The organism is Micromonospora sp. WMMD1082 (genome assembly GCF_029626175.1).
Classification (GTDB): domain Bacteria; phylum Actinomycetota; class Actinomycetes; order Mycobacteriales; family Micromonosporaceae; genus Micromonospora.
In genome coordinates this window covers 3,490,018-3,514,003 of the sequence record NZ_JARUBM010000002.1, presented here as the reverse complement: position 1 = coordinate 3,514,003, position 23,986 = coordinate 3,490,018, and the positions used below count along the sequence as shown (strand labels likewise).

General features: G+C 70.2%; 28 protein-coding genes. 5 read left to right on the top strand and 23 right to left on the bottom strand.

Annotated elements, in window-relative coordinates:
• Positions 1 to 73: 73 nt before the first annotated feature.
• Positions 74 to 577, top strand: a complete 504-nt coding sequence (locus O7615_RS16260) for a hypothetical protein (RefSeq protein WP_278178480.1) — start codon at positions 74 to 76, stop codon at positions 575 to 577.
• A gap of 250 nt (positions 578 to 827) precedes the next feature.
• On the opposite strand, the gene O7615_RS16255 is transcribed toward O7615_RS16260, so the two are convergent.
• The 6 genes from O7615_RS16255 to O7615_RS16230 form a co-directional block, all read right to left on the bottom strand.
• A complete protein-coding gene (locus O7615_RS16255; RefSeq protein ID WP_278178479.1) occupies positions 828 to 992 on the bottom strand; it encodes a hypothetical protein in 165 nt (54 codons plus the stop codon).
• An 82-nt stretch (positions 993 to 1,074) separates the two neighbouring features.
• Entirely contained in the window at positions 1,075 to 2,175 is a 1,101-nt protein-coding gene (locus O7615_RS16250) for an ArdC family protein (protein ID WP_278178477.1), read from the bottom strand.
• Positions 2,176 to 2,600: 425 nt separating this feature from the next.
• Positions 2,601 to 3,074: a hypothetical protein gene (locus O7615_RS16245; RefSeq protein WP_278178476.1), complete on the bottom strand. Its 474-nt coding sequence runs from the start codon at positions 3,072 to 3,074 to the stop codon at positions 2,601 to 2,603.
• Between the two features lie 146 nt (positions 3,075 to 3,220).
• A complete protein-coding gene (locus tag O7615_RS16240) occupies positions 3,221 to 3,496 on the bottom strand; it encodes a hypothetical protein (RefSeq protein WP_278178475.1) in 276 nt (91 codons plus the stop codon).
• A 79-nt stretch (positions 3,497 to 3,575) separates the two neighbouring features.
• A complete protein-coding gene (locus O7615_RS16235) occupies positions 3,576 to 4,289 on the bottom strand; it encodes a hypothetical protein (RefSeq protein WP_278178474.1) in 714 nt (237 codons plus the stop codon).
• A 198-nt stretch (positions 4,290 to 4,487) separates the two neighbouring features.
• On the bottom strand, positions 4,488 to 4,958 hold the full coding sequence (locus O7615_RS16230) for a hypothetical protein (RefSeq protein WP_278178473.1): 471 nt from the start codon (positions 4,956 to 4,958) through the stop codon (positions 4,488 to 4,490).
• A gap of 373 nt (positions 4,959 to 5,331) precedes the next feature.
• On the opposite strand from O7615_RS16230, the gene O7615_RS16225 reads away from it, so the two are divergent.
• Together O7615_RS16225 and O7615_RS16220 are read left to right on the top strand one after the other, a co-directional pair.
• Complete coding sequence (locus O7615_RS16225; RefSeq protein ID WP_278178472.1) at positions 5,332 to 5,505, top strand: hypothetical protein; 174 nt, start codon at positions 5,332 to 5,334, stop codon at positions 5,503 to 5,505.
• A gap of 200 nt (positions 5,506 to 5,705) precedes the next feature.
• Positions 5,706 to 7,274, top strand: a complete 1,569-nt coding sequence (locus O7615_RS16220; protein WP_278178471.1) for an ISL3 family transposase — start codon at positions 5,706 to 5,708, stop codon at positions 7,272 to 7,274.
• Between the two features lie 1,087 nt (positions 7,275 to 8,361).
• Here the strand turns inward: O7615_RS16220 and O7615_RS16215 are convergent.
• The 17 genes from O7615_RS16215 to O7615_RS16135 all read right to left on the bottom strand — a co-directional run bounded on the left by O7615_RS16215 (position 8,362) and on the right by O7615_RS16135 (position 21,559).
• Positions 8,362 to 9,399 carry an NlpC/P60 family protein gene (locus O7615_RS16215; protein ID WP_278178470.1) on the bottom strand — a complete coding sequence of 346 codons (1,038 nt, stop codon included), beginning with the start codon at positions 9,397 to 9,399 and terminating at the stop codon, positions 8,362 to 8,364.
• Between the two features lie 151 nt (positions 9,400 to 9,550).
• Complete coding sequence (locus O7615_RS16210; RefSeq protein ID WP_278178469.1) at positions 9,551 to 10,636, bottom strand: hypothetical protein; 1,086 nt, start codon at positions 10,634 to 10,636, stop codon at positions 9,551 to 9,553.
• A gap of 140 nt (positions 10,637 to 10,776) precedes the next feature.
• Positions 10,777 to 11,001, bottom strand: coding sequence for a hypothetical protein (locus tag O7615_RS16205; RefSeq protein ID WP_278178468.1), 225 nt, complete (start codon positions 10,999 to 11,001; stop codon positions 10,777 to 10,779).
• Between the two features lie 52 nt (positions 11,002 to 11,053).
• Positions 11,054 to 11,428: a hypothetical protein gene (locus O7615_RS16200; protein ID WP_278178467.1), complete on the bottom strand. Its 375-nt coding sequence runs from the start codon at positions 11,426 to 11,428 to the stop codon at positions 11,054 to 11,056.
• Positions 11,429 to 11,430: 2 nt separating this feature from the next.
• Positions 11,431 to 12,147 carry a hypothetical protein gene (locus O7615_RS16195; protein WP_278178466.1) on the bottom strand — a complete coding sequence of 239 codons (717 nt, stop codon included), beginning with the start codon at positions 12,145 to 12,147 and terminating at the stop codon, positions 11,431 to 11,433.
• A gap of 161 nt (positions 12,148 to 12,308) precedes the next feature.
• Positions 12,309 to 12,545: a hypothetical protein gene (locus O7615_RS16190; protein ID WP_278178465.1), complete on the bottom strand. Its 237-nt coding sequence runs from the start codon at positions 12,543 to 12,545 to the stop codon at positions 12,309 to 12,311.
• A 268-nt stretch (positions 12,546 to 12,813) separates the two neighbouring features.
• Positions 12,814 to 14,160: a hypothetical protein gene (locus tag O7615_RS16185; protein WP_278178464.1), complete on the bottom strand. Its 1,347-nt coding sequence runs from the start codon at positions 14,158 to 14,160 to the stop codon at positions 12,814 to 12,816.
• Between the two features lie 307 nt (positions 14,161 to 14,467).
• Entirely contained in the window at positions 14,468 to 14,806 is a 339-nt protein-coding gene (locus O7615_RS16180) for a hypothetical protein (protein WP_278178463.1), read from the bottom strand.
• Complete coding sequence (locus O7615_RS16175) at positions 14,803 to 15,465, bottom strand: GGDEF domain-containing protein (RefSeq protein ID WP_278178462.1); 663 nt, start codon at positions 15,463 to 15,465, stop codon at positions 14,803 to 14,805. Before O7615_RS16175 ends, O7615_RS16180 begins: the two co-directional genes overlap by 4 nt.
• 149 nt (positions 15,466 to 15,614) lie before the next feature.
• Positions 15,615 to 16,622: a DUF4192 domain-containing protein gene (locus O7615_RS16170; RefSeq protein ID WP_278178461.1), complete on the bottom strand. Its 1,008-nt coding sequence runs from the start codon at positions 16,620 to 16,622 to the stop codon at positions 15,615 to 15,617.
• A 51-nt stretch (positions 16,623 to 16,673) separates the two neighbouring features.
• A complete protein-coding gene (locus tag O7615_RS16165) occupies positions 16,674 to 17,027 on the bottom strand; it encodes a hypothetical protein (RefSeq protein WP_278178460.1) in 354 nt (117 codons plus the stop codon).
• Between the two features lie 206 nt (positions 17,028 to 17,233).
• Positions 17,234 to 17,965, bottom strand: coding sequence for a hypothetical protein (locus O7615_RS16160; RefSeq protein ID WP_278178459.1), 732 nt, complete (start codon positions 17,963 to 17,965; stop codon positions 17,234 to 17,236).
• Between the two features lie 83 nt (positions 17,966 to 18,048).
• Positions 18,049 to 18,480, bottom strand: a complete 432-nt coding sequence (locus O7615_RS16155; RefSeq protein ID WP_278178458.1) for a hypothetical protein — start codon at positions 18,478 to 18,480, stop codon at positions 18,049 to 18,051.
• Positions 18,481 to 18,631: 151 nt separating this feature from the next.
• Positions 18,632 to 19,057 (bottom strand): hypothetical protein, encoded by a 426-nt coding sequence (locus O7615_RS16150; protein WP_278178457.1) that lies wholly within the window; start codon positions 19,055 to 19,057, stop codon positions 18,632 to 18,634.
• Positions 19,058 to 19,294: 237 nt separating this feature from the next.
• Positions 19,295 to 19,795, bottom strand: coding sequence for a hypothetical protein (locus O7615_RS16145; RefSeq protein WP_278178456.1), 501 nt, complete (start codon positions 19,793 to 19,795; stop codon positions 19,295 to 19,297).
• 96 nt (positions 19,796 to 19,891) lie between these two features.
• Positions 19,892 to 20,680 (bottom strand): GGDEF domain-containing protein, encoded by a 789-nt coding sequence (locus tag O7615_RS16140; protein WP_278178454.1) that lies wholly within the window; start codon positions 20,678 to 20,680, stop codon positions 19,892 to 19,894.
• A 210-nt stretch (positions 20,681 to 20,890) separates the two neighbouring features.
• Entirely contained in the window at positions 20,891 to 21,559 is a 669-nt protein-coding gene (locus O7615_RS16135; RefSeq protein ID WP_278178453.1) for a hypothetical protein, read from the bottom strand.
• A 1,093-nt stretch (positions 21,560 to 22,652) separates the two neighbouring features.
• On the opposite strand from O7615_RS16135, the gene O7615_RS16130 reads away from it, so the two are divergent.
• On the top strand, positions 22,653 to 23,051 hold the full coding sequence (locus O7615_RS16130) for a hypothetical protein (protein WP_278178452.1): 399 nt from the start codon (positions 22,653 to 22,655) through the stop codon (positions 23,049 to 23,051).
• 19 nt (positions 23,052 to 23,070) lie between these two features.
• Entirely contained in the window at positions 23,071 to 23,811 is a 741-nt protein-coding gene (locus tag O7615_RS16125; protein WP_278178450.1) for a hypothetical protein, read from the top strand.
• Positions 23,812 to 23,986: the final 175 nt, after the last annotated feature.

The following is a 23,986-nucleotide window of genomic DNA, read 5'->3' as shown; positions in this document are numbered from 1 at the left end:
CGCACACCGCGCCGGACCAACTGCCCTCCTCCTTGGCGTAGGGTCCTGCTTGGCCCTGATCTTCGCTGCTGTCGTGCCACCGCAGGCCCGGTACGCCTTCGTTCCGAACCTCGGACCCACGATCCTGACACTCAGCGCCACCGCCTGCGTCACCACCGCCCTGCTGATCCTCGGTCGCCGCGACGCCGCCGAACTCACCGCTGCACGCATCCTCTGGCCCTACCACCTTGTACTTATCGCCACCGTGACCGCTGCGGTCTTCACCGTCGCAGCGGTCGCATGCCGGATCATCGGCACCTGGTGGTTCTTCCTACCCACCGCCCGCGCCGCCCTGCTCTGCACCGCCCTAGCCCTCGCTGCCGCGACTGTCATGCCAGCACGCTTCACCGCCGTCGCACCACTGCTCTATCTCCTCTTCTGCTACTACATCGGACGCGGCGACACCTGGTGGGATCTGATCCTCGCGCACCCCAGCCCGACCAACTTCACGGCTAGCGCGCTCCTCGCGCTCCTCGCGATCCTGCTGTTCATCACACTCGGACCACGACGCCTCCATCCATACGACGAACCCGAGTGAGCATCGCAGACCAGGGCCGCGAGGTAGTGGCGTGTATCCACGCCACTACCGCTCCCGAACCCTCGGGCTTCTGCACTCCAAACCGTACCGGCGACCTGTTCGTTGGGGATCCACAGCACGTCGCCGTCGTGGTTGTCGGGCCGGAACTGGGTGTGGTCGTAGGCGGTGCCGCTGTCGGGGAAGGTGTGTACCCGCAGCCCGTCGATGATGCGGGGTCGGGGCCAGAGGTCGGCGGGGGCGTCAGGGCGGGTCACGGTGACCGGGCCGGTGCGAGGGGCAGGCCGGACGCGGCGGTGATGGCGTCGGCTTGGGTGCGGGCGACCTGCTCGGCCTGGGCCGCGTTGGTGGCGTCGACCCAGAACACGGCGGGCTCGCCGTGGTCGTCCGGGGTCCGGCTGATGAGGACTTTCCACATGGTGTTGGTTCCCTTTACGACAGGTGGGGCCCCGGGCGCGGGTGCGCCCGGGGCAGGTCCGGTCGGTGTTGATGGCGGCTGGTCAGGCGGCGCGGCGGGGTGCGGGACGGGCCTTCTTGGCGCCTCTGCTCCGGCGGCGGCGAGCACCGCGCGCCGGCCCGGCGGCGGCGCTGGCGTGCGCGCCCGGTACCGGCTGCGTCGCCTCCGCTGCGTCTGGGGTGCCGGCGAGGTCGGTAAGGATCTGCTTGGCGATCCGCAGCACGATCTCGGCGCACTGTGCGATGAGCGTGAGGTCCCCGTCGGCCCAGCCGAGGACGTAGGCGTCGGAGTACGCCTGGGTGTCCAGGCCGAGCGCCCGGCACACCAGGTGGGCGACGCTTTCGGCTTCGGTCTCGCGTCGGCCGCGGTGCAGCAGTTCCTGCGGTTCAAGGTTGTCGAGGTGTCCGCACCGGATGTGCGCCAGCTCGTGCAGGCTGGTCTTGACGCGCTGGGCGCCGCTGACGTCGTCGCGTACCCGGACCGCCTGGGTGCCGGGTTCCTTGACGGTGACGCCGTTCGCGCTGCCCAGGTGCGGGCTGCCCGGGGACACGAGCGCGAAGTCGTACCCGGCCTGCGTGATCAGCCCGACGACGTCGTCGTAGGCGCCGGTGGGGTCATCGCCGGTGAGCAGCTGCGCGGTCCGCCCGCCGGCGACTTTGATCTGGCGGCGGCGCTGCACGGTGGGCACCTCGAAGGGTTCGCCGTCGGTCTGGCTGATGTCGAAGGTGGTCGTGGGTCGGAATCCGACGACCTGGATCGCGGGGCGGCCGTCCGGGTCGCGGCGGACGGTGCGGCCGGCGGCTTCCCACTCGCGGGCCTGCTCCTCGGTGGGGCGGCGTTTCACCGGTGCCCAGATGAGGAATGCGGTTTCGCCCTGGCGGACGTGCCGGTTGACGGCCTTCCAGCCGGAGGTGCCCTGCTTGTTGCCGTAGGGCAGGAAGTAGCGCGGTGTCATGTTCCGCTCGGCGGCTTGGAGCATGAGCAGGAACTGGTTGTGCAGGCTGTAGTGGGCGCCGAAGATGGCCGCTTCCTCGATGAAGGTGACCCACTCGCTGGGGTCGGCGGCGATGCGCGCCAGCCGGGCGTCGAACTCGGCTTTGGTCCGTTCGAGGAACGCCTCGCGTTCCTCGGCGGTCATGGCCATGGTGGCCCTCCCTGTCTCCGCCACGTGGCGGCGGACAGGCTGGGACCGCGGTCCCAGCCGGCCCGTAGGCACGAGGTGGGACTGCGGTCCGGGGCCACGGATGGCCCTCGGGCCGGTGAGGGACGGGTTTAGGGGTGGTCGGCTCACGCCGACCGGGTCAGGCAGGGTGGCTACGCCGCGGTGTCCGGCACGACGGTGTCCGGTGGTGCCAGCGGGCTGGCCGCCGCAGACGGTTTTGTGGTGCGGCGGGATCGTCTGCCGGGGCGTCGGTCAGCCTCGGCCGGTGCCGCGGCGAACCGGCAGGTGACAAGCTCGCCGTGGTGTCTGCCGGAGCAGTCGATGTCGATCAGTCGCCGGTGCGGGTCCGTGAACGTGCGGCGCACGACCTGTTCGAGTTCATCCATGCGGGACCCGTGCAGCTTCTCTTAGTGCACCTGTTGATCGGTCAGCTCTGCGGTGTGCGGATGGTCGGGGAACGCGGTACGCCACAGGCGGAAGTACAGCCCGGCCGCAGTGCCGTGCATGGGTGCGAGTTGGCTCGTCTCCGCGCAGACCAGGCACAACTCCGCCGCCGTCGCCGCTGTCGTGTCGGCGCCGGCGGCGACGCGTTGTAGGAGTTCGGCGGCGTGTGACCGGTACACGAACTCGCTGGGCATCTCCAGCCCGAAATGACCGGGACGGATAAGGCTGAACGCGTGGCAGATGGCGTCGGCCTGGTCGGGATGCCGGTGTGTGGCTTTCGCGATTTCGTTCTCGGCCCAGTCCATCATGTCGAAGACCCCCGCGACCTCTGCGGTGACCGAGGCGACCAGCGTCGCCATCGCGTCGGTGTCGGCATGCCGCGCAGGTGTGGGTGGTGCGGCGGCCGTGGGTTGGGGCTGCTGTGCTGCGGTGACCACTGGTGTTCTCCATCCTCGGTGGATGGGCGTGGCGTCGGCTGCGCGCCCCCGCACGGGCCGCCAGCGGTGCCAGCGCCCGTGAAGGGGTTCAGGTGGTGTCTGCGGTAGTGGGGGTCAGCCCCCGCCGCGTCGGTTCGTGGCCGTTGTCAACGGTCGTGACGGTGTGGCACTGCCTTGGCCTTGACCGCTGCTCGGGGAAGGCCGTGTTGGGTGACCATGGATTCGGTCAGCTGGGTGGCGTGTTCGCGGCTGTCCCAGGTGACGTGGCAGATGGCGCCGCCGATGCTCGCCGCTACCTCGCGGATCCGGCCGGTGCCGTGGTGGGCGATGAGCAGCCACGCCCACCAGTCGGCGCGGTGGCCGGTGGCGATCACCAAGGCGTCGTCGACCTCGACGACGTGGCGGGCCGGGCGGCGGGCCATCAGGCGCCTCTCCGCGCGGCGCTCTCGTCAGGTGTCACTACCCGGCGATGCTGGTCGCCCGGATCGCTCGCCCGGGGCATCATGCTGCCGCCTCGACCCAACCCAACACGGTCGGGTAGTCCTCGCTGTACATGGCCGCGACGACGTCGTGAAGGTCCGCGGCCTGGCCGGTCAGGTACGACATGGTGGCGTTAACGGTCAGGTTGATGCCGTCGCGCAAGCCCTCCGGGCCGGCCTTGACGGCGGCGAAGATGTCGTCGGCCGCCGCGATCAGGGCCTCGGACACCTGCCGCTCGCTGAACACGGGCGCCTGCGGTGGTGGCGTCGGCGTACCGGCGGTCGTGGCATCCGCCGCGTGCGCGGATTGCCGAGTTTCGGAGCGGGCGTAGATGTCCACCAGGTACTGTACCTGGTGGGTGATGTGGGTCAACGCGGAGAGCACGGCGTCGATGCCGTGCTGGTCGCGGTCGGCGAAGTCCTTGACGTCCTGGTGCAGGCTGGCCAACCGGACACCGGTGGCCAGGTCAACGGTGATGATCGCTCCCTGGTCCAGGACCTCGCCGTCGGGGATGAGCCAGAGCAGGATGTCGGTGACGTCCTGGCGGCGATGCAGTCCGTCCGGGCGTGCGGCCAGGACATCGCTCACGGTCGCCAGGAAGCCCTCCCGGCCCCGGCGGAACATCTCGTCGTCCACGCCGAGTGCTTGCGCGCGGGTCAGACCGTCGCCGGCGGGCTGGTGCAACCAGGCCCGCGCCGCGGCAGGGGCGAAGGTCAACGCTGGGGTGTGGGGCACGGGATTCCTCCTGTGATCTGGACTCAGGATCCCGTCGACCTGCCGGACCTGCGGGGTCGACCCGCGAGGCGGCAGGCAGCCGAGCAGGTCCCGGGTTCGGATGTGCCGGGCCCGGAGAGACCGGGCCGAATTGGCGGACACGGGGTTGCGGCGCGCGGCGATCCGCGCGGGAACGGCGCGGGTGGGCGTCGCGGCGGGTCAGCCGGTGGTGGGCGTGTAGGGGAAGACGCGGCGGGTGACGCGGCAGGCCCACCCGTCCGGGCTGGCCCACATCGGCTGTTCGCAGCAGAATGGTGGCGGCTGCTCAAGCGGAGGTGTCAGCGTCTTTTCCGGGTGGTGGTAGTGCCGTCCCGGGCTGCCGCCGAGGATCTCGGCGGCCGTGAGCGTGCTGTAGAGCTGGGCGGCGCGCATGTCACCGGCGGCCATGCGCTGGCGCAGTTGCGCCCACCACCGGGCGGGATCCTCACGCAGCAACGCGGGCCGGTCGTCGCGGTACCGCTGCCCGGACAGGGTCACGTGGGCCCAGTCGTTGATCCGGGGGCCCGCTCGGACCAGCCGTAGCTCCTCGCCGCAGCGGCAGACGTACCGCTGCTCGGGCAGTGGGCGCAGGTCGCCACGCGGCTGGCATTCCGGTTGCTGTTGTGCGGGCCGGACTCGGCGTTTGGACATCGCGATCTCTCCTTTTCTGGACCGACGTGAACGGCCGGCCCGAACTCCTCGTCGAGGGAGCAGGAGCCGGCCGGCAATGCGGTGGTGGCCGAATTGGCTGGATGCGTTGCTGTCAGAAGGGGTCGGGGCGCGGCAGCACGTCGGCTGACGCGGGCCGGACGCGGCGGGCTGTCGTGCGGGCTACCGCTGTCCGGACCTGGGCGCCGAGCGGCACCTCGTCGGCATGACGGCCAGCAACCCGTCTCGGCGCACGCGGTGTGTGTCGCCGGCGGCGCGAGAGCGTGGGACGATGCAGCCCTCCGACATCGATGATCGATGAGGGTGCCGTTGGGTGTGGCGGGTCAGGCACGGTGGCGGGTGAAGGAGTGACAGCGTGGGGCACAACGACCTGCCCGAGGTTCGGCAGCGGCACGCGGCGGCCGTCCAGGAGATGGCCACCGCATCCGCCCAGCAGCTTGGGCTGGTCTACACACCACTGGCCCTTGCCGACATTCCCGGGCTCACCAACGAAATCGGCGCAGGGAACAGAGGGCTCGCTCAGGGCTAGCACCGCGGCTCCCCGCGGCAGGGCTATGAGCAAGACCACGCATCTGTGGGGTCCAAGACGTGATTGAGGCTGCCGGCTGCTGCGGTGTGCGTCTGCTGCTCGCTCGGGCGGCGCGGTGAGGCTGTCAACGCCGGCTGAACTTTGGCTCTGGCACACATTTTGTGAGTCGCGCTCGGCGGTAGTTCGGGTTGGGTGCCGAGGTGGAGATCATTCCGGCGTTGTTGCCACACCTGACGGGCCTGCGGTTGGAAGCGGTGGTGGTTCGGGGCATCACGGTCAGGATCGACGCGGCGACGCAGACGGTGCGGGCGTCGTGCGGGGTCTGCGGCGCCTGGTCGACCATGGTGCATGGTCGCTATGTGCGGCGGCTGGGTGATGTCAGGTTGGGTGGCCACGAGGTGCTGGTCGCGTTGACGGTCCGCCGATTCGCCTGCGTGAACGCCGAATGCGGACGGCGGACGTTCGTCGAGCAGGTGCCAGGGTTAACCCGAAGGCATGCCCGCCACACGGTCCTCGCGACGGGTGATCTGCAAGCCGTCGCGGCGGCGTTGGGAGGTCGACCGGGCAGCCGGTTGGCGCATCGGTTGGCCGTGTCGGTGTCCCGCTCCACGTTGATCCGGATGATCCGCCGTATGCCCGATTCGTCGCCGGTGACGCCGACGGTGCTGGGCGTCGACGACTTCGCCCGCCGCCGTGGGCACCGATACGCGACGGTGCTGCTCGATATGCACACCCGCCGGCCGATCGACGTTCTGCCCGATCGCACCGCCGACACCCTCGCCGCCTGGCTGTGCGAGCATCCTGGTGTTCAGATCATCTGCCGTGACCGAGGCGGCAGCTACGCCGAGGGCGCCCGCAAGGGAGCACCTGACGCGACCCAGGTCGCCGACCGGTGGCACCTGCTGAAGAACCTCAGCGACACCGTCGAAAAAGTCATCCGTGGACACCGCCGCTGCCTACGCACCCACGACGAACCGACATCTGCCCTGGTCGCCCCGGCCGACGAGCCGGTCAGGACGGGACGGCGGGCGGCGAACACCCGCCAACGCCACGCGGCCGTGCACGCCCTGCAAGCCGAAGGACTGTCGATCAGCGCGACCGCCCGCCGGCTCGACATGAACGTCAGAACCGCCCGCAAGTACGCCCACGCCACCACCGCCGAGGCGTTGATCGGCCCGAACGCCAGCAGCCGACCCAGCATCCTCGCCCCGTTCCACCCATACCTGCGGCAACGCGTCACCGACGGCGTCCACCAGACAGCCGTGCTGCACGCCGAGATCGTGGCCCGCGGCTACCGGGGCAGCTTGCGGGTACTGCGGGACTGGCTCGCCATCAACCGCACCCGCCCTACCCCTTCGACCGCAGTACGGGTGCCGTCGGCCCGGCGGATCACCGCCTGGATCATGCGACCCGGCCACAAACTCACCGACGACGATCGCGCTGATCTCGCCGACGCCCGCCGCCGCTGCCCGGACCTCGACACCGTCGCCGGCCTCGCCCGCGGGTTCGCCGCGCTGGTCCGCCACCGGGGCACCGGGCAACACCTCGACGCCTGGATCAACCGCGCCCGCCATGCCGGATACCCCGAGATCCGCGGCTTCGCCGCCGGCCTGGCCAGCGACCGTGACGCCGTCGTCGCCGGCCTCACCCAGCCCTGGAGCTCAGGCCCGATCGAGGGCCAGGTCAACCGCATCAAGACGATCAAGCGACAGATGTATGGCCGCGCGAACCTCGACCTCCTCCGCAAACGCGTCCTGATCACCCCGTGAGCCATCAACAAGATCAATCACAGAATGTGTGCCAGAGCCAGTTTTCAGGCGGAGCCGACAGAGGCGGCGGAGTTGGTGCGTGGCACCAGGGTTGCACCAGCTCGCCATGCTGGTGGAGCACGAGGCGGCCCGCTACCTGGCCAAGCGAACTACCATACGGCTGGTAGGCGGCGGTACGGAGGGCGATCGTGGACGCGAGTTGGGTTGTTGTTGCCGCCCTGGTGGGGGGTGCTGTTGGCGGCCTGCTGGCGTACCAGGCAATCAGGGTGCGAAGGAGGCCATCAGATCCAAATGTCACTACGGCGGCCTCTGGCCCGGCTAGCGCGGCCTCGGCGACACGACGGATGGCATCCGGCGGCGCTGATGAGGCGTTCGCGAGGGGTGATGCGCTGGTCCGGGCCGGTAGGGAGCCCGAAGCCCTTACTTGGTTGGCGGAGGCAGCTCGACGCGGTCACCCTGATGCCTACGAGTACCAGCAGAGCTCGCCCAGAGGATCATTGTTAGGCGGCGAAAGGCGAGCGGTCCGGCGACTCGCCCAGGTGACGCAGGTGGTCCGGTCGACACGACCGTGCCCGGCGGCGATGCGCGTCCAGCCATCAACGAAATCTGGTATGCCTATTTTCCGTTCGACGGAGGTGAGGGGGGTAAGGAACGCTTCTGTCTGGTAGAAGCAATCAACGGTGACGTGTTCTATGCAGCCAAGATCACCACGGACAAGCAAGGGCGACGACGGAACCGACCCGGCTGCAAACCGATCAGACTACCCGGAGAGGCGCAAGTCAGCTGGCTCGACCGGAGCGACATGAAGCCTCTTCCGTTGTCTGCGTTCAGGCGCCGGAAGTGTAGCTATTGGGACGTCACTCCTGTTGATATACCTCGATCGGGTTGACGCTGTCCCCGTGGGGTTCACCAGTCGACGTGGCCAGTAAAGCTCAGGAAGGTCCGCAGCCGTAGAGCTGTGGTGAGCGCGTAGTCGGTCAACTCGGCGACACGCCGAAGCGGTTTTCAGGAAATTGTCCCATGGGACAGATCGTGGACATCTCTTCTGAGAATGGGACATCTCTTTTGAGAACCTACATCCCGTCCGTCAGGAAACGATGCGGCGGATAGTGGCAATCTGGTTCGCCCAGGCGGATACCTTGGTCAGTTTCACCACGTCTCCGGTGTGCGGGGCCTGTATGACGAGACCGTGTCCGATGTAGAGGCCGACGTGGCCGGGGTCGCTCATGGTGCCGTTGCTTCCGGGGATGAAGATCATGTCGCCGGGGCGTGCCTGGGTGAGGCTGGCGATGGGTGTGCCGGCGTGTTGTTGGTCGTCGGTGACGCGCGGCAGGCTGACTCCGCCGTACCGATACGCCTGTTGGATGAGGCTGGAGCAGTCGCATTGGTGGGCGGGGTTGCCGGAGTGCGCGTCGGTGCAGTCGCCCCCGAACGCGTACGGGGTGCCGAGTTGTTGCCGCGCCCACCAGATCGCGATGGCGACGGGCAGTGGGGTGTTGGGTGGGAGGGTGAAGTCGTCGGGCAGGGGTTCGCTGCCGCCGGACATGCCGTCGCCGGCGGTGCAGCCGCCGTAGAGGCCGGCGGAGAGCGCGACGAGCGCGGTGGCGTCCGGCTCCCACTTGGCGTAGGCGTGGGGGAAGGCGCTGCGCTGGACCGACTGGGCGGCCTGGGTCAGTGGCATCTGCTCCCACCCGGTGACGGTGAGGAGCTTGCTGTAGAAGGCGTTGGCCGCGTAGACCGGGTCCATGATCTGGTCCGGGGCTCCCCATCCCTGGCTGGGGCGTTGCTGGAACAGGCCGAGTGAGTCGTGGTCGTTGGCCGCGCCGAGGTGGCCGAGGTTGCGCAGGGACGATTCCTGCAGCGCGACGGCGACGGCGACGATGAGGCCTCGTTCGGGGATGCCTCGGCCGGCGCCGACGGAGACGATGATGGTGGCGTTGGTGAGTTGCTCGGCGTTGTAGCTGTTGACGAGTGCGGGAGGCGGCGCGGCGGCCGTGGCGGTCGACGGGTCGATGCGGGGTACGCAGGCGGTGGCGCTGCCGGTGAGTCCGATGAGCCCTCCGACGCAGACAAGGGCGACGCCGATGACGGCGGTGACCAGCACGGTCGCGGCACGGGGCGTCATGGCCGGCCCCGGTGTGGGGCGGGTGTCGTGGTGTTCATGGCCGGTTTCCCTTCGAGGCGGATGGCTGGATGTCCCCTGCGGGGTGGTGCGGTGCCGCCTCGATGCCGGTCAGGCCCGGGGCTTACGGCTTCCGGGCCTGAGCGGCGGTGGGTTACGAGGCGGGCGAGTCGTCGTGCGGGCGGTGGCCGTTGATGGTGGCCAGGCGCGCGAGCCGCACGGCGGGTGGGATCGGGGAGTTCAGCAGCCCGGTGGCGCCGACACTGCGGATCCACTGGGCCTGTCGCACGGAGATGTCGTGCCGGTCCGCGAACGCGGACAGGTCGACGTCGGGGTCGGTGGACAGCTCGGCCCACAGGTCGCGCCACCGGTCGTAGGCGTCCTGGCTGGTGGGCACCCGCCGCAGGACGTCGGTGGGCGGCATCGGCACGCCGCCGATGTCCGGAGCGTCGCCGTCGCTGTCGGTCGTGCCGGCTGCGGGTGGTTGTGGGGGACGCAGGTCCGCCCCGATGGCCGTCGCCCAGCCGGCGACGTCGGAGTGGGCGGTCAGTTCGACGGCGATGGCGTCGATGTCCAGGGTGGTGGCGGCGATGGCAGCCCGCACCGGGTCCTCGTGCCGGGCCCGGATCAGGGTTTCCACATGGGTGGCCAGCGCAGCCCGGCGCCGCTCGTCACGCAGCTGGTGCCGGGCGACGACGAGGGACTCGTGCAGGCTGTAGCCGTGTTCGACGGCCAGGAGTTCGGCGCGTCGGGTGACCTCGGGTTCGCGGCGCCGCTGGGCGCGCGAGTAGCTCGGCGCCGTGTCGGCGAGTTTCCCGGCGGCGCGTAGGGCGTCACGGCGGCGGTCGGCAGCGTGAAGCAGCCAGACGGTGTAGGCGAACACGCCCAGGCCGCCGAAGACGGCGGCGAGGTAGGGCACATCGCCGTGGCCGATGAGGTTGATGCAGACCCCGGTGGTGACCGAGCCGATGGACAAGATCCGCCACCCGTAGGCGGTCTCGCCCCGTCGGCGGCGGGTGTCGGCGAACGCCGAGGTCACGACGCCACCGAGGTCGATGACGGCGGCGAACGGCGCGACCAGCAGGGCGCGCCACCACCAGTCGATGGCGGCGGGCCAGGGCGGGACGGTCACGCCGACCCAGATCTGGCCGATGATGGACCCGATCGCGGCGATGGCGTAGAACGCCCAGGCGGTGCGTTCGGCCGCCCGGCCGCGCTCGGGGTCAGTGGTCAAGATCATGCCACACCTGCCTGATGGCGGTGCCGGCGAACGGTTGTGGTCATGAGGGCTGCTCCTCCTGCGAGTCACGCAGGCGCAGCGACCCGGTGCGGGACGCTGCGCCTGCATAGGCGTGGGCGTCCCGCGGTTGCGGGCTGGGGTCAGGTGGTGATCTGGAACCGGGCGGGTGTCTGCCTCGTGCGTCGGACCTGGCCGGTCTCGGCGAGTCGCAGCAGGTGCCGGCGGGCGGTGCCGTGGGACAGCCGCAGCGCCTGGGCCAGCTCGTACGGGCTGAAGTCCACCTCGGGGTGAGCGCGCAGATGCGTCACGAGCAACTGCGCGACCTGCCCGTCAGCGCGGCGACGTCGGTTCATCGACGACGACACGGCCGCCTCCTGACGAGGTGGTGGGGCCGTACGGTCACGGGCGGCGGGTCGGTCATGGTGATCCTCCAGGGGTTGATTCGACAGACGGTCCGGCGCAGCCAGGCGGGCGCAGCGGTGACGGGACGGCGGCCTCAGCGCGAAAGAGGGTCGCGGCGACGGTCCGCGAGTCGCCGCCGCCTCCCCACGACATGGCCGAAGGCTTGGCCAGGTCACGGCGACGCAGGGCGAGTCGCGAGCACGTCGCGGCGGTATGGGGTTCGACACGCACACGCGAGTGCGCGGTGGTGGCGGCCAGGTCGTGCGCCGTGCGCAGCGCCGCGGCGAGCGCGTCGCGGTCGGCGCTGAACGTGGTCGTGACGTCGGCGAGCACGTCTTCGCGGATGTTCTCCAGATCGGGGAGGGCATTCGGGCCCGTGACGGCGCTCACCGTCACTGGCTGGTGTGCCAGGTGACGGTCGCGTCGTCGGTGTGGACGAGGAACCTGCCCGGTCGGGTCGAGGGCGCGCAGCAGTCGTACGGCGCGGCGGGCCGCGTCGACGGGCATGCACGCGTCGACAGGTTCGCCGGCCGGCTCGCTCCAGGTGCCGCGATGGACGCGGTGGCGGTCGGTGGCCTCCACCATGAGCACGACCTGCGGATGGTCGCGGCGCGGCCGGCCGGCCGAGAGATCGGGGCGGGCCAGGTCGCGGCCGGCCGCGGTGGCGACGCCGGCGACCAGGTCGCACCAGCCGGCGACCGGGCCGACTGTGACCAGCTTTCCGTGCGCCAGTGCGACCGTCGGCGGGTCCGCGGCCGGATCGTCGGTGTCGAGTCCGACGCCGAACCGGTGTCGAGGTCTAGGTGGAGCTGTCCGTCGGCGGCGGGCACCCTGACGGTTGCGGCGCGGGCCGCCCTCCCGCCCGGCTTGATCGCCGTCAACGCCCGGATCAGGGTGTCGCGCGCCACCGCGCAGGTGCCGTCGGCGACCGCGCCGGGAACTGCCACGTGGGCCGTCTCGTCGCCGGTCGTGGCGGACAGGGTGAGGATGTCGCTGTCGGTACGCAGGTACAGCAGCCGGTTGCGGGTGTGCGAGCGCTGCGGTGTCGTGTAGGGCTTGAGCGCGCGTGCCGCGGCCAGCAGCGACGTGAACGCGGCCTCTGCCTTCATCGAGATGTGCTCCGCTCGGAAGCGGTGGTCGTGTGCGGCAGCACCCACTCGTTGGCGGGTGCTGCCGCACACGGGAGCGTGGGGTTACGGTCGGCGCGACGTCCGGGTCTGGACGAACCGCGTGCGGTCCGCTTCGGGCCCGGATCGGCGGTGGCGGCTACCTACGTCTCAGAGTCGTCACCGACCCAGTGCAGTCCGGCCGCCTCGGCGATCTTGTCGCCGACGTAGTAGGCGTACGAGAGCAGCCGGGTACCACGCTCGACGACGTCGTGGTGATCGGTGAGCAGTTCGGTGAGCCGCGCGTCGGACAGCGGAGTGCCGTCCGGCTCGGTGTAGTTCTCCGTGAGGAAGCGGCGGACCCGATCGGGGGTGGCGTCTTCCTGGCCGAGGTAAGGCATGAAGGTCTCCTGTGGATAGATGAATGGTTGCCTTTGTGGCGGCACCAGGGCGGCCTCATGCGGGGCGCAGCCGGATGGGTCAGTCCCCCGGATGCCTGCGATCGCCCGCGGGGTACGGCGGCGTGGCCGGGAAGGCCGGTCACGGCTGTGATCGCACGATGGCCGCGCCCCCGGTCGGCTGGTCGCTATGCCGGGGTGACGGGCTGCCCGGCCGCGGCGCGATCCGCGGTAGGCATTGGTGTCGCTGAGCCCGACGGATGTGCGTGCGTCAGCTGCGCCTCGGTGCGGGAAGGGTCGCGGCCAGCGCGGCGGTCTTGGGTGCGGTCCGGAACATGGAGACGGCGTTGGGGGCGATGTCCGCGACGCCGTCGGCGCGCTCGGTGGCGGTGAACGGAAGCCTGGCGTGTGGGCCGACGCGGAACGCGGGCAGGGTGTCATGGGTACGGGCGATGGCGTTGCCGTCGGGGGTTCGGTAGTCGTCGAATGAGGCGAGTTCGAGTCCGTCGATGGGTGTCTCGCGGTTGCCGGTGCAGACGATGACGAGGTCGTAGGTGCGCCCGTCGATGAGGCCGGCGGCGGGTAGCGCGATGGGACGCACCCGGCGGCTCAGCACGGTGAGTCGCTGGACGCCGCGCCGGTCCGGTCGCAGGTAGCGGCCGGCGCCCTGGTACCTGCCGCGCATGTCGGTCTGCCACTGTTCGCAGGTCGTCGGCAGGTCCTCGGCGTACCAGTCGATGCGGTCGACCTGGTCGAGTGCGGCGGAGGCCATGAACGGTGGCGGCGCGAGGCCCAGGAGCGATTCGACGGCGCACTTGGCAGAGTCACCACCACCGACGACCGCGACGCGACGCAGTCCGCGTAGTGGCCACATGCCGGCCATCCGCTGCATGAACTGTCCGAAGGTGAGGATCGTGGTGCCGTTGGCGCCGTCGGGTTTCGGGTCACCCACGCCGCGCGCATCGATGACCCGACCGGCCAGGAGCGGGGCCCTGCCGTCGATTTCGATTGTGGCGCCGGTGCCGGCGGCGCCGACGGATGAGACGTTGGCGTTGGTCAGCACGTCGGCGTACTGGGCCAGGGCGAGGCGGATCACGAACGCCATGTCCGTGTTCGGCTGATATTCGATCATGGACAGGTCCGCTGCCTGGATCGGTGCTCCGGGCAGGTAGTTCAGGCTTGCCCCTTGGTCGCCGGCGGTTCCGGCGCCGCCGGCGCGGTTGCGGGAGTTGAGCCAGAACGTCGGCCGTGCGGTCAGGGCGAAGGTGCCGCCGACGCGCTGGTGGCGTTCCAGCACCAGCGGCTTCGGGTAGCCGCTGAGAACGCGGACCGCGGCGTAGGTGGCGGCGTGGAATCCGCTGCCGATGACGACTTCACGCTCGGTGCTGCTGGCACGGGCGATGTCGTGTTGCCGCTGTTCGTCGGACCAGTAGGTGTCCAGGAACTGGTCGGCGGACTCGCGGCCGTACGGGTCCAGGGCGATCCCGGTGAGTTGCGCCTGCGTCGTGCTGGGGAACTCGGACTGGCGTTGCATTATCGCCCGCATTCCCTCGGCGGCGGCTGGCCGCAGAGCCACGGCGGCGAGCAGGGCCTGGATTTGCGCGGATGGCTCGATCATGGGTCTCCGTGTCCTTTCGTTCGGAGTCCAGGCACCGCGCCGGGCCGCGTACCACCCCGGATGCCCCCGGGGTTGCGGCACACAGGCCGGCGCGATCCCCGGGACGGGGTCAAACTGGGATGGGTTGCGGGGACTGGCGACGGCCAGCCCCTCGGTGGGTACGTCGCCGACGTGGTCGGCGTGCACCGTCAGCCGGTCGCCGGCCCCACATGCAGCGGATACCCGGCTGCCCGTGCCCGCGGGTGGTGCCGGAGCCCGGGTGACGGGCGGAGGCTGGTGGCGGTGGCGCAGCTGCCGTGATGGGCGGTCACCGGGCGATCACCACCTCGTCGTCGAGGATGGCGAACCAGGGGATGGCCGTCGCCCGGCGCAGCCGGGTCAGCCAGTCGTCGATGGCGGTGATCGGGCCGTCGGCATCGGGCAGCGGATACCGATCGGTGAAGTCCGGGGCGTCCTCGGCCAGGCTGCCCGTCTCGGCGAGGGTGCGGGCGAAGATCCGGATCGCTTCCCGCGTCACTGCCTCGACGCTGCTGCCGACGATCAGGATCGGTGCGTCGTCCCAGTCGATCAGCCCGTACACGTCTCCGCCGACAACCGCAGCGCCACGCGCCCGACGGCGGCAGATGACCGGTCTGCGGGTCTTCATCGAAGCGGCCCACCATCGGTGGTCCCGCGCATGGCGGCGGGGTTAAACACCGTCGTGTGCCCGCGGCCGGTCTGCTTTGCCGCCCGCAAGGCACGATCGGCGTGGGCGAGCGCCAGCAGCCGCTCGGCGTCCACGTGTGGCGCGAGGACGGCGACGCCGGCGCAGGCGGTGACGGTGACGGTGACGGTGACCGTGACAGGCGGGCCGGTGAGATGAATGTCGGTCGGCTCGGCGACGGCAGCGACCCACCGCGCGGCGAGGCCGGCGGCGTCGGCGCGGTCGTCGACGACTACCGCGAACTCGTCGCGGCGCAGACGGAACACCTGCCCGCCCGCGGCGGACGCGGCGTGCCGGAGCCGGCCGGCGGTCAGGACGAGCAGCTGGTCGAACGCGCGGTCGCCGAAGCGCGCCGCGAACATCCGGGAGCGGTCAAGGTTGATCAGGATCACCGCGACGGGTCGTCCGGCGACGGCGAGGGCGGCGTGGAAGCCGGCCCGGTTGCCGAGACCGGTCAGGTCGTCATGGTGGGCGGTGTGCAGCGCGGCGGCGACGGCCGCCCGATGGCGGGCGGCGGTACGCCGCCGGGTCAGGTGGGAGGTGGCGGCGGCGGTGATCATCATCGCCGCGACGAGTGCGGTGACCTGCGCAAGGGTGGACATGGTGCCCATACCTCCAATCCAGCGTGGGGAGGTGTCGAGGGCAGCCGGGTGCCACCGGCTGCCCTCACCTCGAACGGTGTGCGGACCTTCGCTCGCGAAGATCCGCGCAGGATGCCGGCGGCGCCCGGGACGGGCACCGAAGCGACGGCCTACTCGGTGGTGCCGGTGGTGGCGGCCCGCCATCGCTGCGACGGCACGCCGGAGCGCAGGGCGTGGCCGAGCAGGTGCGCCAGGTGGTAGTCCGGGTCGGCGTGCAAGGCCCGGTCCACGGCGATGTTCGCTAGGGCGCCGTCACCACCGAGGTAGGCGGTGATGGCCAGCAGGCAGGCCGGGGCGGCGCTGGTGGCGGGCATCGCCCGTCGGGTCACGTCGATCCACAGCCCCCGCTGCGTGTCGCTGCCGTCGCAGGTGATCCACGCGTGATCGCGGATCTCGGGGACCATGAGGACGACCGTCAGCCACGCCACAGCGCCGTCGGAGAGGGTCTCGCCGCGGGCAGCGGAGTCGTACGCCTGCTGCACCGCCTCGATGCCCTCGCGCACCACGTGTTCCGGTGGTACTGGCTGTTCGTCGTCGGTGATCGAGACAACGGCCTCGGACAGCGTGAGGTGTAGCCGGAACAGCGCGGTGTATGTCGCAGTGCGCATCCGGGTACGCTCCGGCCCGGTCACCGGCGCGATCAGCTGTTCGAGTGCGGCCCGGTCCCGCATTGGTGCGACACCGCGGTAGACGGCTTCCGCCGGGATCCTGCTGGCGGCAGGGTCGTGAGCCACGCCGTCAGCGCAGGCAGCGGTGCCGCACAGGCACCAGTAGCGCTCATCGTCGACCCGCAGAGCTCCTTGGACGTCTACGCCGGTATCGGTCAGCGCGGTGGTGAGCAACGCGACGGCGGATGCGACCCGGTCGGCCGGGCCGTACCCGACGAGGAACGCCGCCGAGCCGTACCGGGCGATTATCGTGGCGTTCTGCGCGGCCTCCGCCGCCAGCTCCGCCAGATCGGACAGTTGGGGTAGGTCGAGGCGGACGGCGAGGCGGACTTGTGTGCCGTCCAGGACCACAATGACCAGGCTGTCGGTCGGGGTGAAACCGACGAGGTAGGGCACCGCAGCGACAAGATCATCGTTGGTGGTGAGAATCAGCTTTCCGGGTGCATCCACAGGTTGGTACTCCTTCACGAGACCATCGGCGGCCCGCGCCGCCGATGCAGGTCAGCGGCAGTGGGCGAGCGCGGCGAGTACCGCGTCGATCTGGTTGGTGGTGAGGCTTGTGGCCGCGCAGGCGTGGCGACCGGTGAGCACGATCGGTCCGACCAGCGGCAGTTCGCCGCCGCCGAGACGCGCCACGAGCAGGCGGGCGACAGGGTTCGGGGACAGGGCTTTCCGGTGGCCGTCCTCGTCGCCCCAGACGTGCAGGTCCGGGACTCCGATCGGGATCGGTGCCGGCACCCCGCCGACCGCGCGGCGCAGCAGCGATGCGACGTCGCCGTCGCGCTGCCTGGTGTGGTGTTCGTGGCTCGTGCCGTCGGTGGCGACCACGATGTATCGGAAGGTTTCACGGGCCATGGAGACTCCTGTGCGTGAAGTCGCCGGGCATGGCCGTCTGGCCATGCCCGGCGCGGAAAAGGGGGGTGGCCGGGCATCGGCCATGACAAGGTTGTGTGCAGGTACGCCCGCCGCTGGCGGCGCGGGCCCGTAGCGGGTGGGATGTCGGGACCGGGAGGATGTCCTGGGTGGTCACTCCGCGTCGGGCGGTCGCCGCGATGCGCGCCTCAGTCGCCGAGGTCTTCCACGTCGGCCGTGACATCGATCGTCACGGTGTCGTCGTCGACGTTGTCGACCTGATCGGCATTGATCCGCAGGTAGTTGCGGACGTCGGACTCGGTGTCGTCGGTGTCGCGGTCGGCGTCGGGCATCACGTCGAAGCTGCCGCTGATGGTGAACCGGACTCGGTGGCGCGGCTGGTAGGGATCGAGATCGAGCCGGGACAGGAGGCTGTCGAGCCCGTCTCGGGTGATGTCCTCGTCGCGGTACTGGTCGATGGCGTAGGACCGGATCTCGGTGAGTTGGCTGGCCTGGCGTCGCCGATCCTCGTCGCGTTGCTCGACCAGGCTGTGGGCGCGTTCGACGGCGCTGTCCTGTTCGGCCAGCGCCCACGCCACGGCTTGCCGGGTCAACGCCAGCGCGGTGGCCGGATCCGTGACCGCCACTGCGGGGATGTCGGCGCGCAGGCCACGGACCACCTGGCCGTCGACCAGGACACGGACCATGCTCGTCCCCGCGGCCGGGGACAACACGACGGCGTCGTAGCGGGAGCTGGCGTCCACAATGGTGACGGCTTGGCCGGGAGAGGCGGCGTACGCGGTCAGCGGACGAGGTGGCGGCGGCGTGGCGACAGCGATCGGGGTGTCGCCACGTTCGGAGGTCAGTGCGTCGGTCATGGCGATGCCTTTCAGATATAAGCCCGGCAGGACACCGGGACGCGGAGTGGATTCGCGCGCCACCGCGCGCAAGGGGAATCGGTAGACCGGCCACACAAGCACGCGGTGCAGGCGCCGGTACGGCAGCTGCGTGTCCGGCTACCGGATCAGTCGGGTGGGCCGGCGAGGACGTCGATCAGGGGGTCGCCGGCGAGTGCGGGATCATCGAGCCAGCCGCTGTGCGTGAACGCGTGTGCCAGGGTGGTCACCTGGAAGGTGCCGCTGCTGGTGTCGCGGTCCAGCCAACGCAGCCGGACCAACCGGTGCAGGGCCGCCTTCACCGACCCGGCCGACATGCTGGTCAGGTCGACAAGGTCGTGCGGCTGGCAGCCCAAGTAGACGCCACCGGTCGCGGTGACGCAGTCGGCGTGGTGGTGCACGGCGGCGCACACCAGCCGCTGGGCCGGCGTCAGGTCGTCCGGGTGCAGGCCACGGCCAGCCCGCCCGCCGGCCAGCAGCCACCAGCCGTATGCGGTGTAGGTACGCAGCCTGCTGGTGGCAGCGGCCCACACGCCCAGCCGTGCCGAGCGGCCGGTCACCGGCCGACCTGTCCGTGGTGGTGGATGATCTGCGCGGGACAGCTGTCGGGCAGGCCGCGAATCCATACGCGGCGGTTGGCGGGAGCATCGGGGTCGGCGGTGTTCTGCGCCGACGCGCGACGATGACGGGTGCATCCGGGATTCGGCTGCGTCACAGGGGGACGCCGTTGACGGTGACCGTCGGCGTCGGATCGGCCAGCCGCAGGATCGCCTTTGAGGGCACGGTGGCGCGCTCGCCATTGGTGTAGTCGATGACCCACCAGCGGTCGCGGCCCGGCCACGCCCCGGCGACCGTAAACGTCGTGCCGTCGAAGGCGACCACGTCGTCGCCGACACGCAGTTCGTGCACTGGCCGCAGGTGGACCCCGTCGGCGGGGCGGACCACCCACGGCGCGACCGCGTCGGCCAGCGGGCCACCGGCCTGACGCGGGGCGCCGTAGGCGACACCGATGCGGGTGTGCGTGATCGACGCGACGGTGGCCGATAGCCACGCCGCACGGGCATTGACGTGCACGGCCTGCCCCAGATGCAGACCAGCGGGCACGACGGTGCTTCGGGCAGCGAACAGTCCGGTCATGCCAGACCCCTTCCGAGATAGGTGGGGAGTCCGGGCACGGCGATAGGGCCGTGCCCGGAAGGCGCCATCGGGCGCGGGTAAGGCCGGGCGACGGCCTGTGGAAACAGGTGTGGACAGCGGTGGGACCTCGGGTGTGCCCGGTCCCGCGCCGTGCCCGGGGTGGGCGGGGATGCGCGGGCGCGGCCGGGCGATTACGGCTGCACGGTGCGGGTGTAGCCGTGCGTTGCCGTGCCGGTGTCAGGCCCAGGCGCGGAAGGTGGCGATGGTGACGGCCGGGCCGGTGCCCCAGGGGTGCAGCAGCCCGGCGGCGGCCCCGATCTGGTCGGGCCAGGTATGCGGCAGCCGGCCGGTGTCGAAGACGATGTCCCACGCCTCGGAGGCGTCGGTGGGGTGGTTGCCCCAGCTGAGCCCGCCGGTGTGGTAGGCGTCGATGCCCTCGTCATCGTTGTCGAAGCGGTACCGGATGACGTCGCGGTGTCCCAGCGAGCGCGCGAACCGGTCGACCATCTGGAGAAGTGCGGCTTCGGCGGCCTGGCGGAGGGTGGCGGCGCGGGCGGTCAGTGCCTCGTCGTTCCAGGTGTCCTCGGAGTAGGGCACCTCGTCGTCCAGCCATCCGTGATCGATCAGGACCCGCAGGTCGTCGGCGGTGGCCTGGCGGCACAGTCGGCGGATCGTGTCGGTGACGGTGCTGTGGTTGATGGTGTGCCCGGCGGGCAGGTACAGGCTGCGTAGGGTCATATCGGCACCCACAGGGTTCGCCTCCCTCATGGTGTGGCTGCGGGTTCGGGGTGATGGACAGCGCCGGCCACGTCGGATGCCGGCACGGTGGCGAGGTCAAGAGTTGTCGGTGCTGGGCCGGGTGGCGGGGCCGTCGCGCCGCCGAACAGCCGGACGTACGCCAGGCTGCTGTGGCGCGCCGTCGCGCTCAGGGTCGTAGTGTTCGATGCCGCTGCGGCGCCGCTTCGCGGCGTACATGGCCCGATCGGCGCGGCCGAGGCCGCCGTGCACGTCACCGCCGGCGGTGCGGCAGATGCCGATGCTGAGCTGCAGCGGGAGGCGGGCGCCGTTGATCGTGACGGGCTCCCGCACAGCGTCGGCAAGGACGGCGGCGAGGTGCTGCGGGGCGCGGGCGGTGATGAGGACGAACTCGTCCCCGCCGAGCCGAGCGGCGATATCGCCGTCGGTGGCGACCCCGAGCAGGCGGTCGGCGACCCCGGCGAGGTAGGCGTCGCCGACCTGATGGTCGTGACTGTTGTTGATCTCGTGCATGCCGTCGACGTCGATGACCGCCACGGTCAGCTGCATTCCGGTGGAGGCGGCGAGGTGCTGTTCGGCGAGCCGTCGCACGGGTAGTCCGGTGACGGGGTCGGTGTTGGCCTCGACCAGGTCGGCTTCCAGGTCGGCGATGCGGCCGGTGGCGGTGTCCCGCTCGGCGCGGGCGCGGGTCGTGCGGCCGTCGGCCCTGGCGATGAGCAACGCCAGCAAGGCGGTGCCGAACAGGCCGGCGATCGCCGCCGCGTATGGCCGGGCGGTGACGATCAACGCGAGGACGGTGGCGTGCGCAGCGCCGAGGGCAAGCAGCGACGGGCGACGAACCACCGCGCGCAAGTACGTGAGGAACATGGGCAGGCTCCCTCCCGAGGGTGTGGAACGCGAGAACGAGACGGACCGGCAAGCGGGTCCGCCCTGGCAGCTGTGGGATGGCGTGGGTGAGGCGGCGCTTATTGCGGCCGGGCGCGGACGGCTACCGCGTCGGGACTACCGGCGAGCAGGCGGCGGATGAGCGGGAAGGAGAACCGGGCTACCGGTTCGCCTTCTCGCTGTGCCCCGGGCCTATGCGGTGGCAACCGCCACGAGGTGATCGCGGGAGCTGAGGGTGTTCAGGTGCTGTTGTGCGGATTCGAGGTAGGACAGGCAGTCGGCGAGCCGGTCGGAGGCCGGGGCCAGGTGGTGGCCGTCGAGGGTGATGAGGCCGTCGCGTGGGACCGCGGTGAGCAGCCCGAGGTAGGCGTAGGCGTTGCCGTCGTCGCTGGCCTGGAACGCTTCGAGCTGGTTGGTCGGCAACGCGCCGATCTTGTTGCGGAGGGCGTTGTAGATGCGCATCGCGGCGATCCTGGGCTGAGCCAGGTAGTGCTGCTGCGCCTTGGCCAGGCTGTACTTGTGTGGTTCGGCGCGGTGCCGGTCGACGAAGTGCCAGTACGGCAGGGCGGGCCGCGTACCGGCGACGACGCGATGCCAGATGTCCCAGCGGCGCCAGGAGGCGTCCCAGGCGGTGGCGCGCATCGCATCGAGGTCGAGCAGGTGCAGCGGACCACCGGCGGCGGTGTCGTGCCAGGGCTGCACGAGGCGTCCGCGGCGCCAGCGGGTGGTGATCGGGAAGTGTCCGGCGGGGCCGGCACTGGTCCAGGGGCTCGACGCGAGCCGGGCAACGGCGGTGGCGACCAATTGGTCGGTGGGCGTGTCCGCAGGAAGGCACACAACGACCACGAAGGTCTTGGGCATGGTTGTCCTCCTCGTTGTTGAGGTGTGGAAGTGCGCGAGGTGGCCTCCGCGCGAAGGCGTGTGGGGATGAGAAGACGACCGAAAGGTCGGTCAGGGCCGGCGCGGGGCAGGGCCGCAGGGCTGCGGCGGGCACGGCGCGGGGCCGGAGATGGTGCGAGGTGGTGCGGGTGGGCGGGGCGCCGACGGGCGGGGCAGGCCGACCGGCCGAAGCGGGTGGGCGGTTGCGACCGCGGTCGTGGGCGACTGCGCCGGTGGGTGATGCATGGGGGGTTTCAATAAGTTGAGGCTTCACCGTAGCCCGGCAACCCAACAGCAGTTCTCCCGGCCGATCGAACGATCACGGCTCTGACCTGCGGTGTTGGGTAACGGGTCCGCCGAATCGGCTGAGCGCGTGTGCCCTGTTGGGCCAGGCGGCGAGCTGTTGGGTGCACAGCCCTGCGGTTCCGTGCCTGTTCGGTAATGCTCGGTAGCCGTTGCGGTGGTGGGATCGTCCGCCGCTGGGATTACAGGTCCCTGCGGGCCGCGGCATGCCCCGGCGGGGAAGAGGATTTGGTCAGGCTGGCTCTGACTGGCGGGGTCGGGACTCGGTGCCAGCCTCGGCGGCAGGGCGGGTGCGTCGACGGCCCGCCCGCGCGATCGGTGTCGGCCTGCCAGGGCGCTAAACCGGCGACCGGAGAGCCATCGGAGGAACGCGGGAATCCGGTTGGCCGGAATACCGACCCGCGGTGGCCCGAGCACGGCGAGCAGGTCCGAGGCGTCCTGCGACGACCATCCGGCCTCGGTGATGGCCCGCTCGTCGGGGAACACTTCCGCGACACGGTCCGTCCTCGGGTCGTTCTCACAAACACATGATCGTCAGGCGGCTGCGTCCACTTCGCACCGCCCACCACCACATCCCGCCAGGCCAGACCACCAATGGCGGCTGCCCGATTACCTGGATGCAGAAGCGTCAGATCGACGCACAATCCGACTATCGCGTTCATCGGTGACATTTCAATCGACTTCGTAACCAACGATGTTCCGATCATAGACCGCATCAACTAGTATCAGTCCGGCGCGACGGGAATGCTCAACTAGAGCCACGGAGGACGTCATGCGCAAGACACCGAAAGTATTCGTCCTGTCCGCAGTAGTGCTGTTTCTCAGCCTACTGTGGCAGCCAGGCATCGCAGCACAGGCCGCACCAAGTCACGATATCGCATCCGCCTCCACTCAGGAGGCACTTCTTGCGAACTGGGTGCCGTGGGACGGCAACCACATCACGACCCAGCAGAAATGCCTCAACCGTCGAAGCTACATCGCGACCACCTATGGAATTTCCTACAGTGCGCTCCGATGCGATCAGCGTAACGACGGATTGCCGCCCTGCCAGACCTACTGGATCCTCATGGTCGACCTGGACCGCACGCTACGCGCAACTGGATCCAGCCCCGCCCGCACCGTCACCGACCTGGCACCAGTCAAGACCACCGCGGAGGCAGCCTGCGCCTAGGCGCGGATACCATGACTCCATGAACCAGGCCGACAGATGGCTGCCCCTCGTCGTCAACGAGGGGCAGCCGGTGCGCGGAGAGGGCTTCGTGCTTCGAGTCGGAGAGACGCACTGCCTGCTCGCTGTCGGCGGAACTGCCCTAACGTCCGACGGTACGATCGTTTCCGCCGCACCAACCGCCATGCTTCACCCCGCAACATTCGTCGATCTAGACCGCTTCGAGGGCCGCCACACTGTCATCGATGGGCGCCTGGAAAACAGCGCGGTGCGCGTCCTCGGCGTAAATGCTGTTGAGCCACAAGCGGACGTCCACTACGTGAACGCTGCCACTCGCCCTGACCATAGGACGATTCGAGTCCGGTCGCAGGCGGAACGCCAGCTGATGACAGAGGGGCTATTGCTCGATCTCTGGCATCCAGCAGATACGGAACCAAGCCGACCTGTCGCGTTGGCAACGGACCCTGAGCCCGTTCGCGAGGCTCTGATCGGCGACTACGGAAAACACCTGACAGTTGTTAAGAGCCGTTGGACCGAGGCCACACTGCGACACATCGAAGAAGAACTCAACAGAGACGGCCTAGTGCGTTCAGTGGGCAGACGAATCGGACCGAACCTACAGATGCAGGTCGACGCGACCCTGCTCCACATCCCGGCATCCCTGCCCCTCCGGCTGGCGCGCTTCCCTGCCGACGCCATCCACATCCACCCAATCCTCACTCCCAGAGCCCCGGCGGCAAAGTCGTTAGGTGATGCCGAGTAGGGCCCAGTGGGCGGGTGCTGTCGCGAGCGTGATGTCGGTTGGCGGCGGCGATGTTGGTGATGCCGGCGGTGTGGAGTGCGCCGATGGCAGTGTTGCGTAGGGCGGCTATGACTTGGGGCCCGGCGCTGGCGCGGATCTGGGATCGGCCTTCGTCGTAGGTGACGTCTCGTAGCCA

What these genes read in the sequence shown, in the direction of transcription:
- O7615_RS16255 (WP_278178479.1), bottom strand. Translation starts at nt 992, where the DNA reads ATGTGGAAAGTCCTCATCAGCCGGACCCCGGACGACCACGGCGAGCCC.
- O7615_RS16250 (WP_278178477.1), bottom strand. Translation starts at nt 2,175, where the DNA reads ATGGCCATGACCGCCGAGGAACGCGAGGCGTTCCTCGAACGGACCAAA.
- O7615_RS16240 (WP_278178475.1), bottom strand. Translation starts at nt 3,496, where the DNA reads ATGGCCCGCCGCCCGGCCCGCCACGTCGTCGAGGTCGACGACGCCTTG.
- O7615_RS16230 (WP_278178473.1), bottom strand. Translation starts at nt 4,958, where the DNA reads ATGTCCAAACGCCGAGTCCGGCCCGCACAACAGCAACCGGAATGCCAG.
- O7615_RS16215 (WP_278178470.1), bottom strand. Translation starts at nt 9,399, where the DNA reads ATGACGCCCCGTGCCGCGACCGTGCTGGTCACCGCCGTCATCGGCGTC.
- O7615_RS16210 (WP_278178469.1), bottom strand. Translation starts at nt 10,636, where the DNA reads ATGATCTTGACCACTGACCCCGAGCGCGGCCGGGCGGCCGAACGCACC.
- O7615_RS16195 (WP_278178466.1), bottom strand. Translation starts at nt 12,147, where the DNA reads ATGAAGGCAGAGGCCGCGTTCACGTCGCTGCTGGCCGCGGCACGCGCG.
- O7615_RS16190 (WP_278178465.1), bottom strand. Translation starts at nt 12,545, where the DNA reads ATGCCTTACCTCGGCCAGGAAGACGCCACCCCCGATCGGGTCCGCCGC.
- O7615_RS16185 (WP_278178464.1), bottom strand. Translation starts at nt 14,160, where the DNA reads ATGATCGAGCCATCCGCGCAAATCCAGGCCCTGCTCGCCGCCGTGGCT.
- O7615_RS16180 (WP_278178463.1), bottom strand. Translation starts at nt 14,806, where the DNA reads ATGAAGACCCGCAGACCGGTCATCTGCCGCCGTCGGGCGCGTGGCGCT.
- O7615_RS16175 (WP_278178462.1), bottom strand. Translation starts at nt 15,465, where the DNA reads ATGTCCACCCTTGCGCAGGTCACCGCACTCGTCGCGGCGATGATGATC.
- O7615_RS16165 (WP_278178460.1), bottom strand. Translation starts at nt 17,027, where the DNA reads ATGGCCCGTGAAACCTTCCGATACATCGTGGTCGCCACCGACGGCACG.
- O7615_RS16150 (WP_278178457.1), bottom strand. Translation starts at nt 19,057, where the DNA reads ATGACCGGACTGTTCGCTGCCCGAAGCACCGTCGTGCCCGCTGGTCTG.
- O7615_RS16145 (WP_278178456.1), bottom strand. Translation starts at nt 19,795, where the DNA reads ATGACCCTACGCAGCCTGTACCTGCCCGCCGGGCACACCATCAACCAC.
- O7615_RS16140 (WP_278178454.1), bottom strand. Translation starts at nt 20,680, where the DNA reads ATGTTCCTCACGTACTTGCGCGCGGTGGTTCGTCGCCCGTCGCTGCTT.
- O7615_RS16135 (WP_278178453.1), bottom strand. Translation starts at nt 21,559, where the DNA reads ATGCCCAAGACCTTCGTGGTCGTTGTGTGCCTTCCTGCGGACACGCCC.
- O7615_RS16130 (WP_278178452.1), top strand. Translation starts at nt 22,653, where the DNA reads ATGCGCAAGACACCGAAAGTATTCGTCCTGTCCGCAGTAGTGCTGTTT.
- O7615_RS16125 (WP_278178450.1), top strand. Translation starts at nt 23,071, where the DNA reads ATGAACCAGGCCGACAGATGGCTGCCCCTCGTCGTCAACGAGGGGCAG.